The sequence below is a fragment of the Variovorax sp. ISS6 genome, from assembly GCF_056523145.1.
In genome coordinates this window covers 6,604,972-6,618,148 of the sequence record NZ_JAWRZC010000001.1, presented here as the reverse complement: position 1 = coordinate 6,618,148, position 13,177 = coordinate 6,604,972, and the positions used below count along the sequence as shown (strand labels likewise).

The 13,177-nt window shown below is 71.0% G+C and carries 12 protein-coding genes; 5 read left to right on the top strand and 7 right to left on the bottom strand.

Going from position 1 to position 13,177, the window contains the following annotated elements:
• Positions 1-76: 76 nt before the first annotated feature.
• The 5 genes from ureC to AC1HIL_RS30520 are packed head-to-tail and all read right to left on the bottom strand — an operon-like array spanning position 77 to position 3,746.
• Entirely contained in the window at positions 77-1,795 is a 1,719-nt protein-coding gene (gene ureC / locus AC1HIL_RS30540) for an urease subunit alpha (protein WP_479670738.1), read from the bottom strand.
• On the bottom strand, positions 1,783-2,466 hold the full coding sequence (locus AC1HIL_RS30535; protein WP_479670737.1) for a LysE family transporter: 684 nt from the start codon (positions 2,464-2,466) through the stop codon (positions 1,783-1,785). The genes ureC and AC1HIL_RS30535 overlap by 13 nt, the downstream gene beginning before the upstream one ends.
• Before the next feature lie 12 nt (positions 2,467-2,478).
• Positions 2,479-2,784 (bottom strand): urease subunit beta, encoded by a 306-nt coding sequence (locus tag AC1HIL_RS30530; protein ID WP_057591400.1) that lies wholly within the window; start codon positions 2,782-2,784, stop codon positions 2,479-2,481.
• A 16-nt stretch (positions 2,785-2,800) separates the two neighbouring features.
• Entirely contained in the window at positions 2,801-3,406 is a 606-nt protein-coding gene (locus tag AC1HIL_RS30525) for a HupE/UreJ family protein (RefSeq protein WP_479670736.1), read from the bottom strand.
• 37 nt (positions 3,407-3,443) lie between these two features.
• Positions 3,444-3,746, bottom strand: a complete 303-nt coding sequence (locus AC1HIL_RS30520; RefSeq protein WP_057591402.1) for an urease subunit gamma — start codon at positions 3,744-3,746, stop codon at positions 3,444-3,446.
• Between the two features lie 126 nt (positions 3,747-3,872).
• Between AC1HIL_RS30520 and AC1HIL_RS30515 the strand changes: the two genes are divergently transcribed.
• From AC1HIL_RS30515 to AC1HIL_RS30505, 3 genes are all read left to right on the top strand, one after another.
• Positions 3,873-7,481 carry an ATP-binding protein gene (locus tag AC1HIL_RS30515; protein WP_479670735.1) on the top strand — a complete coding sequence of 1,203 codons (3,609 nt, stop codon included), beginning with the start codon at positions 3,873-3,875 and terminating at the stop codon, positions 7,479-7,481.
• Between the two features lie 7 nt (positions 7,482-7,488).
• A complete protein-coding gene (locus tag AC1HIL_RS30510; RefSeq protein ID WP_413762457.1) occupies positions 7,489-8,514 on the top strand; it encodes a response regulator in 1,026 nt (341 codons plus the stop codon).
• A gap of 83 nt (positions 8,515-8,597) precedes the next feature.
• Positions 8,598-9,299, top strand: coding sequence for a hypothetical protein (locus AC1HIL_RS30505; protein ID WP_479670734.1), 702 nt, complete (start codon positions 8,598-8,600; stop codon positions 9,297-9,299).
• Here AC1HIL_RS30505 and AC1HIL_RS30500 read toward each other — a convergent pair.
• Positions 9,286-9,918: a CGNR zinc finger domain-containing protein gene (locus AC1HIL_RS30500; RefSeq protein ID WP_479670733.1), complete on the bottom strand. Its 633-nt coding sequence runs from the start codon at positions 9,916-9,918 to the stop codon at positions 9,286-9,288. The genes AC1HIL_RS30505 and AC1HIL_RS30500 overlap by 14 nt on opposite strands.
• Positions 9,919-10,061: 143 nt before the next feature.
• On the opposite strand from AC1HIL_RS30500, the gene AC1HIL_RS30495 reads away from it, so the two are divergent.
• Entirely contained in the window at positions 10,062-10,928 is an 867-nt protein-coding gene (locus tag AC1HIL_RS30495; protein ID WP_479670732.1) for an alpha/beta fold hydrolase, read from the top strand.
• Positions 10,929-10,932: 4 nt separating this feature from the next.
• On the opposite strand, the gene AC1HIL_RS30490 is transcribed toward AC1HIL_RS30495, so the two are convergent.
• Positions 10,933-11,853 carry a LysR substrate-binding domain-containing protein gene (locus AC1HIL_RS30490; RefSeq protein ID WP_057591406.1) on the bottom strand — a complete coding sequence of 307 codons (921 nt, stop codon included), beginning with the start codon at positions 11,851-11,853 and terminating at the stop codon, positions 10,933-10,935.
• A 74-nt stretch (positions 11,854-11,927) separates the two neighbouring features.
• On the opposite strand from AC1HIL_RS30490, the gene AC1HIL_RS30485 reads away from it, so the two are divergent.
• Positions 11,928-13,133 carry a pyridoxal-phosphate dependent enzyme gene (locus AC1HIL_RS30485; protein WP_479670731.1) on the top strand — a complete coding sequence of 402 codons (1,206 nt, stop codon included), beginning with the start codon at positions 11,928-11,930 and terminating at the stop codon, positions 13,131-13,133.
• Positions 13,134-13,177: the final 44 nt, after the last annotated feature.

The following is a 13,177-nucleotide window of genomic DNA, read 5'->3' as shown; positions in this document are numbered from 1 at the left end:
TGAAGACAGGAACGATGCTTTCAAGGATACGCAGCCTGTCAAGCCGGCGTGCCGCGCCGGACTTTCTGGCTCCGTCTCAGAACAGGAAGTAGCGCTGCGCCATCGGCAGCAGCTTCGCCGGTTCGCAGGTCAGCAACTGCCCGTCCGCGCGCACCGCGTAGGTTTGCGCATCGATCTCCATCTTCGGCGCGTAGCCGTTGTGGATCAGGTCCTTCTTGCGTACGTCGCGGATGTTCTTCACCGCCGCCAGGTTCTTCGCCAGCCCGTAGCGCTCCTTGATGCCCGCGGCCAGGCCGGCCTGCGAGACGAAGGTCAGCGAGCCCTTCGCGAGCGAGCCGCCATAGGCGCCGAACATCGGGCGGTAGTGCACCGGCTGCGGCGTCGGGATCGAGGCGTTGGGGTCGCCCATCGCGGCCATCGCGATGCTGCCGCCCTTGATGATGGTGAAGGGCTTCACGCCGAAGAAGGCCGGCTTCCACACCACGATGTCGGCCCACTTGCCGACCTCGATCGAACCCACCTCGTGTGCGATGCCGTGCGCGATCGCGGGATTGATCGTGTACTTGGCCACGTAGCGCTTGGCGCGGAAGTTGTCGTTGCGCGCGCTGTCCTCGGGCAGAGTGCCGCGCTGCAGCTTCATCTTGTGCGCGGTCTGCCAGCAGCGCAGCACCACCTCGCCCACGCGGCCCATCGCCTGGCTGTCGGAGCTGAACATGCTGATCGCGCCGAGGTCGTGCAGCACGTCCTCGGCGGCGATGGTTTCCTTGCGGATGCGCGACTCGGCGAAGGCCAGGTCCTCGGCGATGCCGGCATCGAGGTGGTGGCACACCATGAGCATGTCGACGTGTTCGTCGAGCGTGTTCACGGTGTAGGGCATGGTGGGATTGGTCGACGAGGGCAGGAAGTTCGCCTCGCCCACCACGCGCAGGATGTCGGGTGCATGGCCGCCGCCCGCGCCCTCGGTGTGGAAGGCGCAGATCGCGCGGCCGCCCACGGCCGCGATCGTGTTCTCGACGAAGCCCGATTCGTTGAGCGTGTCGCTGTGGATCGCCACCTGCGTGTCGGTGGCATCGGCCACGTCGAGGCAGTTGCTGATCGCCGAGGGCGTGGTGCCCCAGTCCTCGTGCAGCTTGAGGCCGATCACGCCGGCCTCGATCTGCTCGTGCAGCGCGCCGGGCAGGCTGGCGTTGCCCTTGCCCAGGAAACCGAGGTTCATCGGGAACGCGTCGGCCGCCTGCAGCATGCGCTCGATGTGCCAGGGCCCGGGCGTGGAGGTGGTCGCGAAGGTGCCGGTGGCGGGACCGGTGCCGCCGCCCAGCATGGTGGTCACGCCCGAGGCCAGCGCCTCCTCGATCTGCTGCGGGCAGATGAAGTGGATGTGGCTGTCGATGCCGCCGGCGGTGACGATGTTGCCCTCGCAGCTGATGATCTCGGTGCCCGGGCCGATCACGATATCGACACCCGGTTGCACGTCGGGATTGCCGGCCTTGCCGATGGCGGCGATGCGGCCGTCCTTCAGGCCGATGTCGGCCTTGACGATGCCCCAGTGGTCGAGGATCAGCGCGTTGGTGAGCACCGTGTCGACGGCGCCCTGCGCGCGCGTGCGTTGCGACTGCGCCATGCCGTCGCGGATCGTCTTGCCGCCGCCGAACTTGACCTCCTCGCCGTAGCCGCCGGCGCGCAGCGTGTAGTCGGCCTCGACCTCGATCAGCAGCTCGGTGTCGGCCAGCCGCACGCGGTCGCCCACCGTGGGGCCGAAGATTTCTGCGTAGGCGCGCCTGCCTATGGTTGCCATGTCGTTCCTTGTCTTGCGGGGGAGGCCGCGGGCCGGTTCTCGGCGGGGCCGGTGAAATTCAGCAGGTCGCGCATCGAGGCGACCGCCAGCGCCATGAACGCGAGGGCGCACAGGCGGTGCGTCACGCCGGCCCAGCGCGATGCCGAGCGGCCGAAGAGCCTGGCGACGAGGCCCGCGCAGACGAAGCACCAGAGCACGGAGGCCGCCATGAAGCCGGTGAAGAAGACGGCGTAGTGGGCGGTGGTCGGTCGGTCCATGCCGAGGCCGGCCATGGCGCTGCCGAGCGCGGCCCAGTAGGCCAGGTTCTGGGGATTGGTGGCGGAGAGGATCACGCCCGAGCGCAGCGCCCGCCTCGCGGGCATGGCCAGCGCGCGCTCGATGCCGGCATCGCGCTTCGCGGCGCGCCAGCTGTCGGCCGCGAGCCAGGCGAGATAGAGCACGCCGGCGATGCCCAGCGGCCAGCGCAGGGCATCGATCTGCATCAGCGCGCCCGCGCCGGCCAGGCCCAGCACGGCCCACAGCGCGTCGCCGACCAGCGAGCCCACCTGGACGGCGAAGGCCGGACGGAAACCGCCCTGCAGTCCCTGGCGCACGGTTTCCGCGAACACGGCCCCCGGCGCGGCGTTGAACACCAGGCCCAGCAGAAAGGCGGAGAGCGCGAGTGACAGCATGCCGGCGCCCGCTCAGAGCTTGCCCTGAACCAGTCCGCGAAACCCGTAGACGATGCGGTCGCCCGAGAAATCGACCAGCTCGACCGTGCGCTGCTGTCCCGGCTCGAAGCGCACCGCGGCGCCCGAGGCGATGTTCAGGCGCATGCCGCGCGCGGCCTCGCGGTCGAAGCCGAGGGCGCCGTTGGTTTCGGCGAAGTGGTAGTGGGAGCCGACCTGTATCGGCCGGTCGGCCGTGTTCTGCACCACCAGCGTGAGGGTGCGGCGGCCCGGGTTGAGCGGGTGGTCGCCGTCGTCGGTGAGGATTTCGCCGGGGATCATGGACCGGGGCCTCGCCTCAGATCGCCTGCGCCAGCAGCGTGGCGCCCAGGCCGACCACCGCGGCGCCCGCGATGCGCGGCAGCCAGGCGTTGGCATGGCGCAGCGCCCAGCCCAGCGCGATGCCGGCGGCATGCAGCAGCACGGTCGCGCCGACCATGCCGGCGAGCGTGAGGGCGGCGTCGTGCTCGCCCGCGAGCTCGTGGCCGTGCGCCACGCCGTGGAAGACGGCGAACAGGCCGACCACCGCCATCGCCACGCCGGCCGGCAGGTGCACGCGCGCGGCCACGAGCAGGCCCAGCACCAGCAGCGAGGCCGCGATCATCGGTTCGACGGCCGGCAGCTGCAGGCCGGCCAGGCCGACCAGCGCGCCCGCCAGCAGCATGCCGGCGAAGGCCAGCGGTGCCCACAGCAGGTCGGGCCAGGCGCGGCGCGCCGACAGCGCGCTCCAGACGCCCACCGCGACCATCGCCGCGAGGTGGTCGGCGCCGGTCAGCGGATGCATGAAGCCGGCCACGAGGCCGTGGTGCAGGCCGCCGTCGACGCCGGTGTGGGCGCTGGCCGCCAGGGGCAGCAGGGCGGCGGCGAGCAGGGCGAGGGTCCTGGAGGAGATCGATGGGCGCATGAGGGCTTGTCCTTGGTTGTTCTGGGTGTGCGGTCGTTCAGACGATGGGCTGGTGCACCGTCACGAGCTTGGTGCCGTCGGGGAAGGTGGCCTCGACCTGGATGTCGGGAATCATCTCGGCGATGCCGTCCATCACGTCGGCGCGGGTCAGCACGCTGCGGCCCTCGCTCATGAGCTCGGCCACGCTCTTGCCGTCGCGCGCGCCTTCCATGACGGCGGCCGAGATCAGGGCGATGGCTTCGGGGTAGTTGAGCTTGAGACCGCGGGCCTTGCGGCGTTCGGCGAGCAGTGCCGCGGTGAAGATCAGCAGCTTGTCTTTTTCGCGCGGAGTCAGTTCCATGGAGACGGCATCGGGTGGCGGGAGGAGGCGGCCATTATGGGCAGAGCAGGGCTGTTGCAACAGTCGTGCCCTGTTCGCCGAATGCCGTATGGCGCCGGGCCCGCGGGGCGCCGGGTGGCACGAAAGATGCACCGAAACGGTGTGAACCCTGGCCCGCCCTCCGCCGTCCCCCCCACCGAGTCCGACGACGCGCCGCAGCGCATCGTCAAGGTGCGGCGCGACTACAACAGCTGGGTCGCGAGCGAAACCCTCGAGGACTACGCGCTGCGCTACACGCCGCAGCGCTTTCGCAAATGGTCCGAGTGGCGGGTCGCCAACACGGCCTTCGGCGCGGCCTCGTTCCTGATCCTGGAGGCGGTGGGCGCCACGCTGCTGGTGCAGTACGGCTTCGCCAACGCCTTCTGGGCCATCCTGGCCACGGGGCTGATCATCTTCCTCGCGGGCCTGCCGATCAGCGTGTACGCGGCGCGCTACGGCGTCGACATGGACCTGCTCACGCGCGGCGCCGGCTTCGGCTACATCGGCTCCACGCTGACCTCGCTGATCTACGCGAGCTTCACCTTCATCTTCTTCGCGCTCGAGGCGGCCGTGATGGCCTACGCGCTCGAGCTGGCGCTGGGCATCCCGCCGGTCTGGGGCTACCTGGTCTGTGCGCTGGTGGTGATCCCGCTGGTCACGCACGGGGTGTCGGCGATCAGCCGGCTGCAGCTGTGGACGCAGCCGCTGTGGCTGCTGATGCTGGTCGTGCCCTTCGCCTATGTGCTGGTGCGCGATCCTGGTGCGTTCGCGGGCATCACGCACTGCAACGGCGCCAAGGGTGGTGCGCAAGGATTCAACTTGCACCTGTTCGGTGCCGCCCTCACGGTGGGCATCGCGCTCATCACGCAGATGGGCGAGCAGGCCGACTACCTGCGCTTCATGCCCGCGCGCACCGCGGCCAGCCGTGGCCGCTGGTGGGCCGGCGTGCTGGCCGGCGGGCCGGGCTGGGTGGTGCTGGGCGTGGTCAAGATGCTGGGCGGCGCCGCGCTGGCCTACCTCGCGATCACGCACATGGTGCCGGTGGAGCGCGCGGTCGACCCGAACCAGATGTACCTCGCGGCCTACGAGTACGTGTTCCCCAACTACGGCTGGGCGGTGGCGGCCACCGCGCTGTTCGTGGTGATCTCGCAGCTCAAGATCAACGTCACCAACGCCTACGCGGGCTCGCTGGCCTGGAGCAACTTCTTCTCGCGCGTGGCCCACAGCCATCCGGGGCGCGTGGTGTGGGTGGTGTTCAACGCGCTGATCGCCTTCATGCTGATGGAGATGAACGTGTTCGAGGCGCTGGGCGACGTGCTCGGGCTGTTCGCCAACATCGCCATCGCCTGGATGATGGCCGTGGTGGCCGACCTGGTCATCAACAAGCCGCTGGGCCTCTCGCCGCCGGGCATCGAGTTCAAGCGCGCCCACCTGTGGGACATCAACCCGGTGGGCGTGGGCGCGATGGCGCTGGCCTCGCTGCTGTCCATCACCGCGCACCTGGGTGTGTTCGGGCCGCTGGCGCAGGCCTTCTCGGCGCTGATCGCGCTCGGCACGGCGCTCGTCGCCTCGCCGCTCCTGGCCTGGGCCACGGGCGGGCGCTACTACCTGGCGCGCGGCTCGGTCGAGGGCGCCGCGGTGGCGGCCGGCCGGCCGGTGCAGTGGGCGCGGGTGGAATCCGAAGGCGCCTACCGCCGCCTCGCGGTGCAGCGCTGCGTGATCTGCGAGCGCGAGTACGAAGGCCCCGACATGGCCCACTGCCCGGCCTACCAGGGCGCGATCTGCTCGCTGTGCTGCACGCTCGACGCGCGCTGCGGCGACCTCTGCAAGCCGCATGCGAGCCTGTCGGCGCAGTGGTCGGCGGTGCTGCGCTGGCTGCTGCCGCGGCGCAGCTGGCGCTACCTCGACACCGGCCTGGGCCACTTCCTGCTGCTGATGCTGATCATCGTGCCGCTGCTGGCGGTGGTGTTCGGCGTGCTCTACCAGCAGGAGCTGCGCGCGCTCGGCGAGCGCGCGCTCGAACTGGCCGCGCAGAGCGAGGTGGCGCAGGCGCTCGCGGCCGCGCAGCAGGCCTCGCTGCGCTCGGGTTTCCTCAAGGCCTACATGGCGCTGCTGGTGATCGCGGGCATCGTGGCCTGGTGGCTGGTGCTGGCGCACCAGAGCCGCAAGGTGGCGCAGGAGGAATCGAACCGCCAGACCCACCTGCTGGTGCGCGAGATCGAGCTGCACCGCGAGACCGACCGTGCGCTGCAGTCGGCCACGCGCACCGCCGAGGAGGCGCGCGAGGTGGCCGAGCAGGCCAAGCTCGCGGCCGAGCAGGCCCGGCGCGCCGCCGACCAGGCCAACCAGGCCAAGAGCCGCTACATCAGCGCCATCAGCCACGAACTGCGCACGCCGCTCAACAGCATCCTCGGCTATGCGCAGCTGATGGGCGAAGACCACTCCGTGCCGCCGCACCGCCAGCAGGCGGTGGCGGTCATCAAGCGCGGCGGCGAGCACCTGCTGTCGCTGATCGAGGGCACCCTGGCGATCGCCCACATCGAGGCCGGCAAGCTCACGCTGCATGCGCGGCCGATGCGCTTCGCCGACACCCTGCGCGAGCTGGCCGACATGTTCGAGCTGCAGGCGGCCGAGAAGGGCCTGGCCTTCCGCTTCGAGGCCGCGGGCACGCTGCCCGAGGTGGTACGCGCTGACGAGAAGCGGGTCTGCCAGATCCTCATCAACCTGCTGGGCAACGCGATCAAGTTCACGGCCGCGGGCCAGGTCACGCTGCGGCTGGCCTACGCACGTGAGTTCGCCGCGGTGGAGATCGAGGACACCGGCCCGGGCATGACGGCGGCCGAGATCGAGCGCATCTTCGAGCCCTTCGCGCGCGGCGATTCGGCCGGCGCCGCGGCCGCGCCGGGCGCGGGGCTGGGCCTCACCATCGCCAAGATGCTGACCGACCTGATGGGCGGCGAGATGAAGGTCAGCAGCACGCCGGGCGTGGGCTCGCTGTTCTGCGTGCGGCTGTTCCTGCCGCGCGTGCACGAGGCGGTGGCCGGTGCCGGCCGGCCGCAGCCGGTGCAGCGCGCGCGGCGCGGCTACGAGGGCGCGCGCCGCCGGCTGCTGGTGGTCGACAACGAGGAGGCCGATCGCGAGCTGCTGGGCCATGTGCTGGCGCCGCTGGGCTTCGAGCTGCGCAGCGCGGCCAGCGGCCACGACGCGCTCGACCTGATCGCCGCCGGTTACCGGCCCGACGCCATGTTCGTCGACCTCGCGATGCCCGGCATCGACGGCTGGGAGACCATCCGCCGCGCGCGCCGGCTCGGGCTGGCCGACGCGGCGGTGGCGATCGTCTCGGCCAACGCCTTCGACAAGGGGCTCGACAACGACGTGGAGATCGCGCCCGAGGACTTCTTCGTGAAGCCGGTGCGCCACACCGAGCTGCTCGACTGGCTCGAGCGCCGGCTCGGCCTGCGCTGGACCGAAGCGGCCGCGGCGAGCGCGCCGGCGCCGGTGCAGCCGGTGCTGCGCCCGCCCTCGCGCGAGCGGCTGCGCGCGCTCGACGAGGCCGTGAGCCTCGGCTACTTCCGCGGCATCATGAACCAGCTCGACGCCATCGACCGCGAGCAGCCCGAGTGCGCCGCCTGGACCGAGGCGCAGCGCGTGCTGGCGCGGCAGTTCCAGTTCGAGGCCATGGGCCGCGCGCTGGCCGAGGCGGCCCATGCGGGATGACAAACAGATGAATACACCGGTCCCCTCTGTCGAACCCGTGCCGCTCGCGCAGTCGCTGCGCGACAAGAGCGCCAACAGCGACCTGGTGCTGATCGTGGACGACGTGCCCGACAACCTCGCGGTGCTGCACGACGCGCTCGACGAATCGGGCTACACGGTGCTGATTGCCACCAACGGCGAGCAGGCCTTGCAGCGCGCCGCGCAGGCGCGGCCCGACATCGTGCTGCTCGACGCGATGATGCCGGGCATCGACGGCTTCGAGGTCGCGCGTCGGCTCAAGGCCGACGGGATGACGTCGCACATCCCGATCGTCTTCATGACCGGCCTGACCGAGACCGAGCACCTGGTGGCCGCGCTCGAGGCCGGCGGCGTGGACTACGTGACCAAGCCGATCAAGCCCAAGGAGGTGCTGGCGCGCATGAACGTGCACCTGCAGGGCGCCCGGCGCGCGCGCCAGGTGGCGCGCCAGGCCGGCCAGGCGCGCAACGCGCTCGACGCCTTCGGCTACGCCAGCATCACGGTGCGGCTGCCCGAGGGCCGGCTGATCTGGCAGACGGCGCTGGCGCGCGACCTGCTGCAGCGCTACTGCGAGACGCGCGCGCCCGAGACCCCGGCCGCCGTGCTCGACTGGCTGCGCAGCCATGCGCCGGCGGCGCGCCAGCGCGGCGTGGAGCCGCCGGCGCTGTCGATCGCGCAGGGCGCCAGCAGCCTCACGCTGCGGCTGCACCAGCAGACCGGGCACGACGACGACGGCGACGAGTGGATGATCATCATGCGCGAGGTGTCCGACACCGCCGTGATCGAGGCCATGAGCCTGAGCCTCAAGCTCACGGCGCGCGAGGCCGAGGTGCTCTACTGGGTGGTCAAGGGCAAGACCAACAAGGACATCGGCGAGATCCTCGGCAGCAGCCCGGCCACGGCCAAGAAGCACCTCGAGCGCGTCTACGTGAAGCTCGGCGTGGAGACGCGCACGGCCGCGGCCGGCGTGGCGATCAAGCGCATCCGCGAGCTGCAGCCGCAGTTCGAGATCTAGCGTTCCAGCGTTCGGGCGGCGGCGTCACGCCGCCGACTTTCCGCCTGCCTAGAATCGCGCGCCGGTTCACCGGAACGCCCGCGATGAAGAACAAGGAACACGCCACCAAAGGGATGCGCATCGGATGGCTGCTGGCCGCCTGCGGCCTGTGGGCCGGCGCGGGCGCGCACGCGGCCGGCCATTTCGACATCGACGATGCCGCCACCCTCGATCCGGGCCAGTGCCAGTACGAGACCTGGTGGGGCCGCACCGGCCCAGAGCCGGTCATCGGCTTCCACCTGGGCCCGGCCTGCCGCATCGGTCCCGTGGAGCTGGGCTTCAACCTCGACCGGCTGTCGACGCTGGGCGTTCGCACGGTCACCGGCGGGCCGCAGATCAAGTGGAATTTCTTCGGCCCGGCGCCCGATGCCACCTGGAGCGCCGCGATCTCGGCCGGCACGGTGTCGGATTTCCGCACCGGCGGCCGCACGGGCGGGCAGCTCGTGGTGCCGGTCAGCTGGCGCCCTACGCCGGAGCTGCAGATCCACGCCAACCTCGGCGCCGACTGGGCGCCCGGCACCGGCCAGCGCACGGCGCGCGGTGGCCTCGCCTGCGAGTGGGCGCTCAACGACACGCTGTCGCTGCTCGCCGAGCGCAGCCGGGTCTCGCGGCTGTGGACCTCGCGCGTGGGGGCACGGGTCAACCTCACGCCGCTGATCAGCCTCGACCTCAGCGCCTCACGGACCGGGCCGCAGGGCGTGCGCGGGGTCGTGATCGGCCTGAACCACGAGTTCAGCTGGAAGTGAGGTTGCGCCGCGCCCTGTGCGCGGCCGCCTTCGCGCGGTTGCCGCACGAGGCCATGCTGCACCAGCGGCGCGAGTGGGTCTTGGTGCGGTCCAGGAACATCAGCGTGCAGGCGTGGCCTTCGCAGGCGCGCACCCATTCGAAACGCTCGTCGCACAGCAGCGCGGCCATGGCGCGCGCGATCGGCTGCAGCAGCTGATCGGGCGCCGAGAAGGGCTCGACGCGGCGCAGCCGCAGGCCGCCGCCCTCGGGGTTGGCCGCGACCTCCACATGGCTGCTGTCCTGCGCGAGCAGGCGGTTCAGGGCCCCGAGCTCGGCCGCCGCCTCCGTGTCGAGCGGCCGGCCCGCGTGGCGTTCGGCGAAGTGCCGGAAGCCGTCGCGCAGTTCGCGCGCGCGTTGCGCCACCGCATCGAGCGCGGCCGCGCCGCCCTTGGCGGCCCGCAGCCGCTCGGCATCGGCCGGCGCGATCAGCTTCGCCGCCAGCAGCCATTGCAGCAGCGCCGCGCCGTCGGCCAGCCATTCGACGCGCACGCCGTCGGGCGTGGCGGTGCTGTTGACGAAATCGAGCGCGAGATGGTCGCCGACGAAGGGCGCGGGCATGGGGGCGGCGGTGGTGGTCATGGCGAAACTCCTGGCGCGATGATAACCGTCAAAAAATAGATTGACAGGTTACTCGACCGTGAATAACCTTTAAAAACGTCGTTAGCAGGTTATTCAAGCCCGGGAGTCCCCGGGCGCCGCCATCGGCTTGCAGGAGTCTTCCCATGGTTCGTTTCCACACCGTCGCCGTCGGCGCGCACAAGGTCTTCTATCGCGAGGCCGGCGATCGCTCGCGACCCACCTTGCTGCTGCTGCACGGCTTCCCGAGCTCGTCGCACATGTTCCGCAACCTGATCCCGCTGCTGGCGGACCGCTTCCACATCGTCGCGCCCGACCTGCCGGGCTTCGGCTTCACCGAGTCGCCCGCGCGGCCGGCCTTCGCGTACAGCTTCGACAACCTCGCCAAGGTGATCGAAGGCTTCACCGACGCGCTCGGGCTGCGTCGCTACGCGCTCTACGTGTTCGACTACGGCGCGCCCGTGGGCTTCCGGCTCGCGCTGTCGCGGCCCGAGCGGGTGAGCGCGATCGTGTCGCAGAACGGCAATGCCTACGAACAGGGCCTGAGCGAGGGCTGGAGCGTGCTGCGCACCTATTGGCGCGAGCCGAATGCCGCCAACCGCGAGGCCGTGCGCGCGGCCCAACTGACGCACGAGGCCACGCGCTGGCAGTACGTGCACGGCACGCCCGATCCGCTGCAGGTGGCGCCCGAGGCCTGGGAACTCGACTGGGCGCTGATGCAGCGGCCCGACAACATCGAGATCCAGCTCGACCTGTTCCTCGACTACGCGAGCAACCTGGCGCTGTATCCGAAGTTCCACGACTACTTCCGCAGCCACCGCCCGCCCTTCCTCGCGATCTGGGGCCGCAACGATCCCTTCTTCCTGCCGCCGGGCGCCGAGGCCTTCAAGACCGACAACCCGAACGCGCAGGTGCGCTTCCTCGACACCGGCCACTTCGCGCTCGAGACGCATGCGGCGGAGATCGGCGCGGCGATCGGCGAACTGCTGGGCCGGTTGCCGGCCGAGGGCTGAAGGCTCAGCGCAGGTAGCGTTGCATCCGCTTCTCGTCGTCGGCCAGTTGCTGGCGCATCACCGAGAGGAAGTCGCGCGCGGTCGACGACAGCACCTTGCCGGCCGGCAGCGCGAGGATGCAGGCGAAGAAGATGTCGACCGACAGCTTGCGCGCGACCAGGCCGCGCTCGGCGTAGTCGAGCGCGGTGATCGGATTGACCAGGCCCACGCCGAGCCCGCGCAGCGCCATCTCGCAGACGCTGGCGGCGTAGGGCGTCTGCACCACCATGCGCAGCGCCAGGCTCTTCTGCGCCAGCGCGGCCTCGAGCCGGCGGTGCGAGGGGTCCTCGGGGTTGAGCGCGAGGAAGGGCGCCTCCACCAGCTGCTCGGGCTCGATGCTCCTGAAGCGCGCGAGCGCATGGCCCTGCGGCATCACGACCACGCCCGGGAAATGCGCGAAGGTCGAATGCTCGAGGCCCTCGAGCGAGAGCTCGTCGGCCATCAGGCCGAAGTCGGAGATGCCCATCGAGACCCGGTCGCGCACGTCCTTGGAACTCAGCACCTGCAGCGACACCTGCGGCCAGGCGCTCGCGCCGCGGTGTGCCTTGAAGCGCTCGAGCGCGCGCGGCATGAAGCCCAGCCCGAAGGCCGGGTAGCAGCTGAGCTCGAGCTGGTTGGTGCCGAAGTCGCGCAGGCTGCGCACCCGGTGCTCGATCGCGTCCATGCCGATGAACACGCGCTCCACCTCCACCCACAGCGCGCGCGCCTCGGGCGTGGGCACCAGCCGCCCGCCGGTGCGCTGGAACAGCTGCATGCCCGCCTGCGTCTCGAGCCGCTTGAGCGACTGGCTGATCGCCGGTTGCGTCACATGCAGCAGCGCCGCGGCCTTGCGCGTGGAACTGCTGCGCATCAGCGCCCGGAAAGTCTCGATCTCCGCAAATCGCATCGATAAGTTCCGTTATCGGTTGAGTATTTTGGGCATTCTGATTTTATTTCCGAACGCATAAGATTCGGCCCGCCATGACACTCCACGCGCTCGACACCTTGCCCGCCGACCTTTCCTCCGACGCCGCGGACGAGGCCCTCGCGGCCGATGCCGCGCGGCCGTTGCGCAACCCGCAACTGCGCGGCCTCCAGTGCCTGCGCTGCGAGACGCTCTATCCGGTGACCTCGCTCAACGAAGGCTGCCCGGCCTGCCGCAGCATGGGCGTGCACATCGGCCTGCGGGCCAGCTATCTGCCGGGCACCGACGCCGGACTCCCGATGCCCTACCTGCCGGGCTTCACGCTCGGCGAAGGCAGCACGCCGCTGCGCGAACTGCCCGAACTGGCGCAGCGCCTCGGCGTGGCGCGGCTGGCGCTCAAGGACGAATCGGTCAACCCGACCGGCTCGCACAAGGACCGCATGACCGCCGTCGGCGTGGCGCAGGCGCTGGAAGCCGGCGCCCACACGCTGGTGCTGGCCTCCTCGGGCAATGCCGCGGTCTCGGCGGCCCACTATGCCTGGGCCGCGGGCCTGTCCTGCGAGGTCGCGGGCTACGAGGGCCTGCCGGCGGCCTACGCGCGCCAGCTCGACGCGCTCGGCGCGCGGCGCTATGCCTTCTCCGACAACGCGGGCCGCTGGGCCTTCGTGCGCGAGCGCGCGCAGCACCCGGGCTACTTCGCGCTCACCAACTACCGGCTGCCCGCGCTGGGCAGCGCGCCGCTCGCGATCGAGGGCTACAAGCCGATCGCGGCCGAATGCCTGGCCGAGGGCGGCCTGCCCGACCACATCGTGGTGCCGACCGCGCGCGGCGACCTGGCCTGGGGCATCTACGCGGGCTTTCGCGACCTGCTGGCGGCCGGGCGCATCGCGCGGCTGCCGCGGCTGTGGCTGGTGGAGCCGTTCCCGCGGCTGTCGCGCGTGCTCGCGGGCGGCGCCGTCAACGGCAGCTACCCGGGCCACACGGCGCAGTTCTCGACCGCGGGCGCCACCGTCACCTACCTGCAATGGCAGGCCGCCACCGCCACCGCGGGCGGCGCGGTGGTGGTCAGCGACGACGAGGCGCGCGCCGCGCGCCGGCTGCTGACGGCCGCCGGCGTGAGCGCCGAACTCTGCGCGGCCGCGGGCCTGGGCGCGCTGCGGCAGTTGCGCGACAACGGCCTGGTGGCGGCCGATGCGCACGTGGTGCTGATGCTGACCGCGAGCGCCGCCTGCGATCCGAGCTGGCCCGATCCGTCGGTCTGAGACCGGTTCTTTCTTCCTTCCTTCGTCCCTCGTTCACGGAGCAC

Bases quoted from the DNA above. Each gene is read 5' to 3' on its own strand.
- AC1HIL_RS30500 (WP_479670733.1), bottom strand. From the start codon at position 9,918: ATGACCACCACCGCCGCCCCCATGCCCGCGCCCTTCGTCGGCGACCAT.
- AC1HIL_RS30520 (WP_057591402.1), bottom strand. From the start codon at position 3,746: ATGGAACTGACTCCGCGCGAAAAAGACAAGCTGCTGATCTTCACCGCG.
- AC1HIL_RS30535 (WP_479670737.1), bottom strand. From the start codon at position 2,466: ATGCTGTCACTCGCGCTCTCCGCCTTTCTGCTGGGCCTGGTGTTCAAC.
- AC1HIL_RS30525 (WP_479670736.1), bottom strand. From the start codon at position 3,406: ATGCGCCCATCGATCTCCTCCAGGACCCTCGCCCTGCTCGCCGCCGCC.
- AC1HIL_RS30505 (WP_479670734.1), top strand. From the start codon at position 8,598: ATGAAGAACAAGGAACACGCCACCAAAGGGATGCGCATCGGATGGCTG.
- AC1HIL_RS30485 (WP_479670731.1), top strand. From the start codon at position 11,928: ATGACACTCCACGCGCTCGACACCTTGCCCGCCGACCTTTCCTCCGAC.
- AC1HIL_RS30515 (WP_479670735.1), top strand. From the start codon at position 3,873: ATGCACCGAAACGGTGTGAACCCTGGCCCGCCCTCCGCCGTCCCCCCC.
- AC1HIL_RS30495 (WP_479670732.1), top strand. From the start codon at position 10,062: ATGGTTCGTTTCCACACCGTCGCCGTCGGCGCGCACAAGGTCTTCTAT.
- AC1HIL_RS30510 (WP_413762457.1), top strand. From the start codon at position 7,489: ATGAATACACCGGTCCCCTCTGTCGAACCCGTGCCGCTCGCGCAGTCG.
- AC1HIL_RS30490 (WP_057591406.1), bottom strand. From the start codon at position 11,853: ATGCGATTTGCGGAGATCGAGACTTTCCGGGCGCTGATGCGCAGCAGT.
- AC1HIL_RS30530 (WP_057591400.1), bottom strand. From the start codon at position 2,784: ATGATCCCCGGCGAAATCCTCACCGACGACGGCGACCACCCGCTCAAC.
- ureC (WP_479670738.1), bottom strand. From the start codon at position 1,795: ATGGCAACCATAGGCAGGCGCGCCTACGCAGAAATCTTCGGCCCCACG.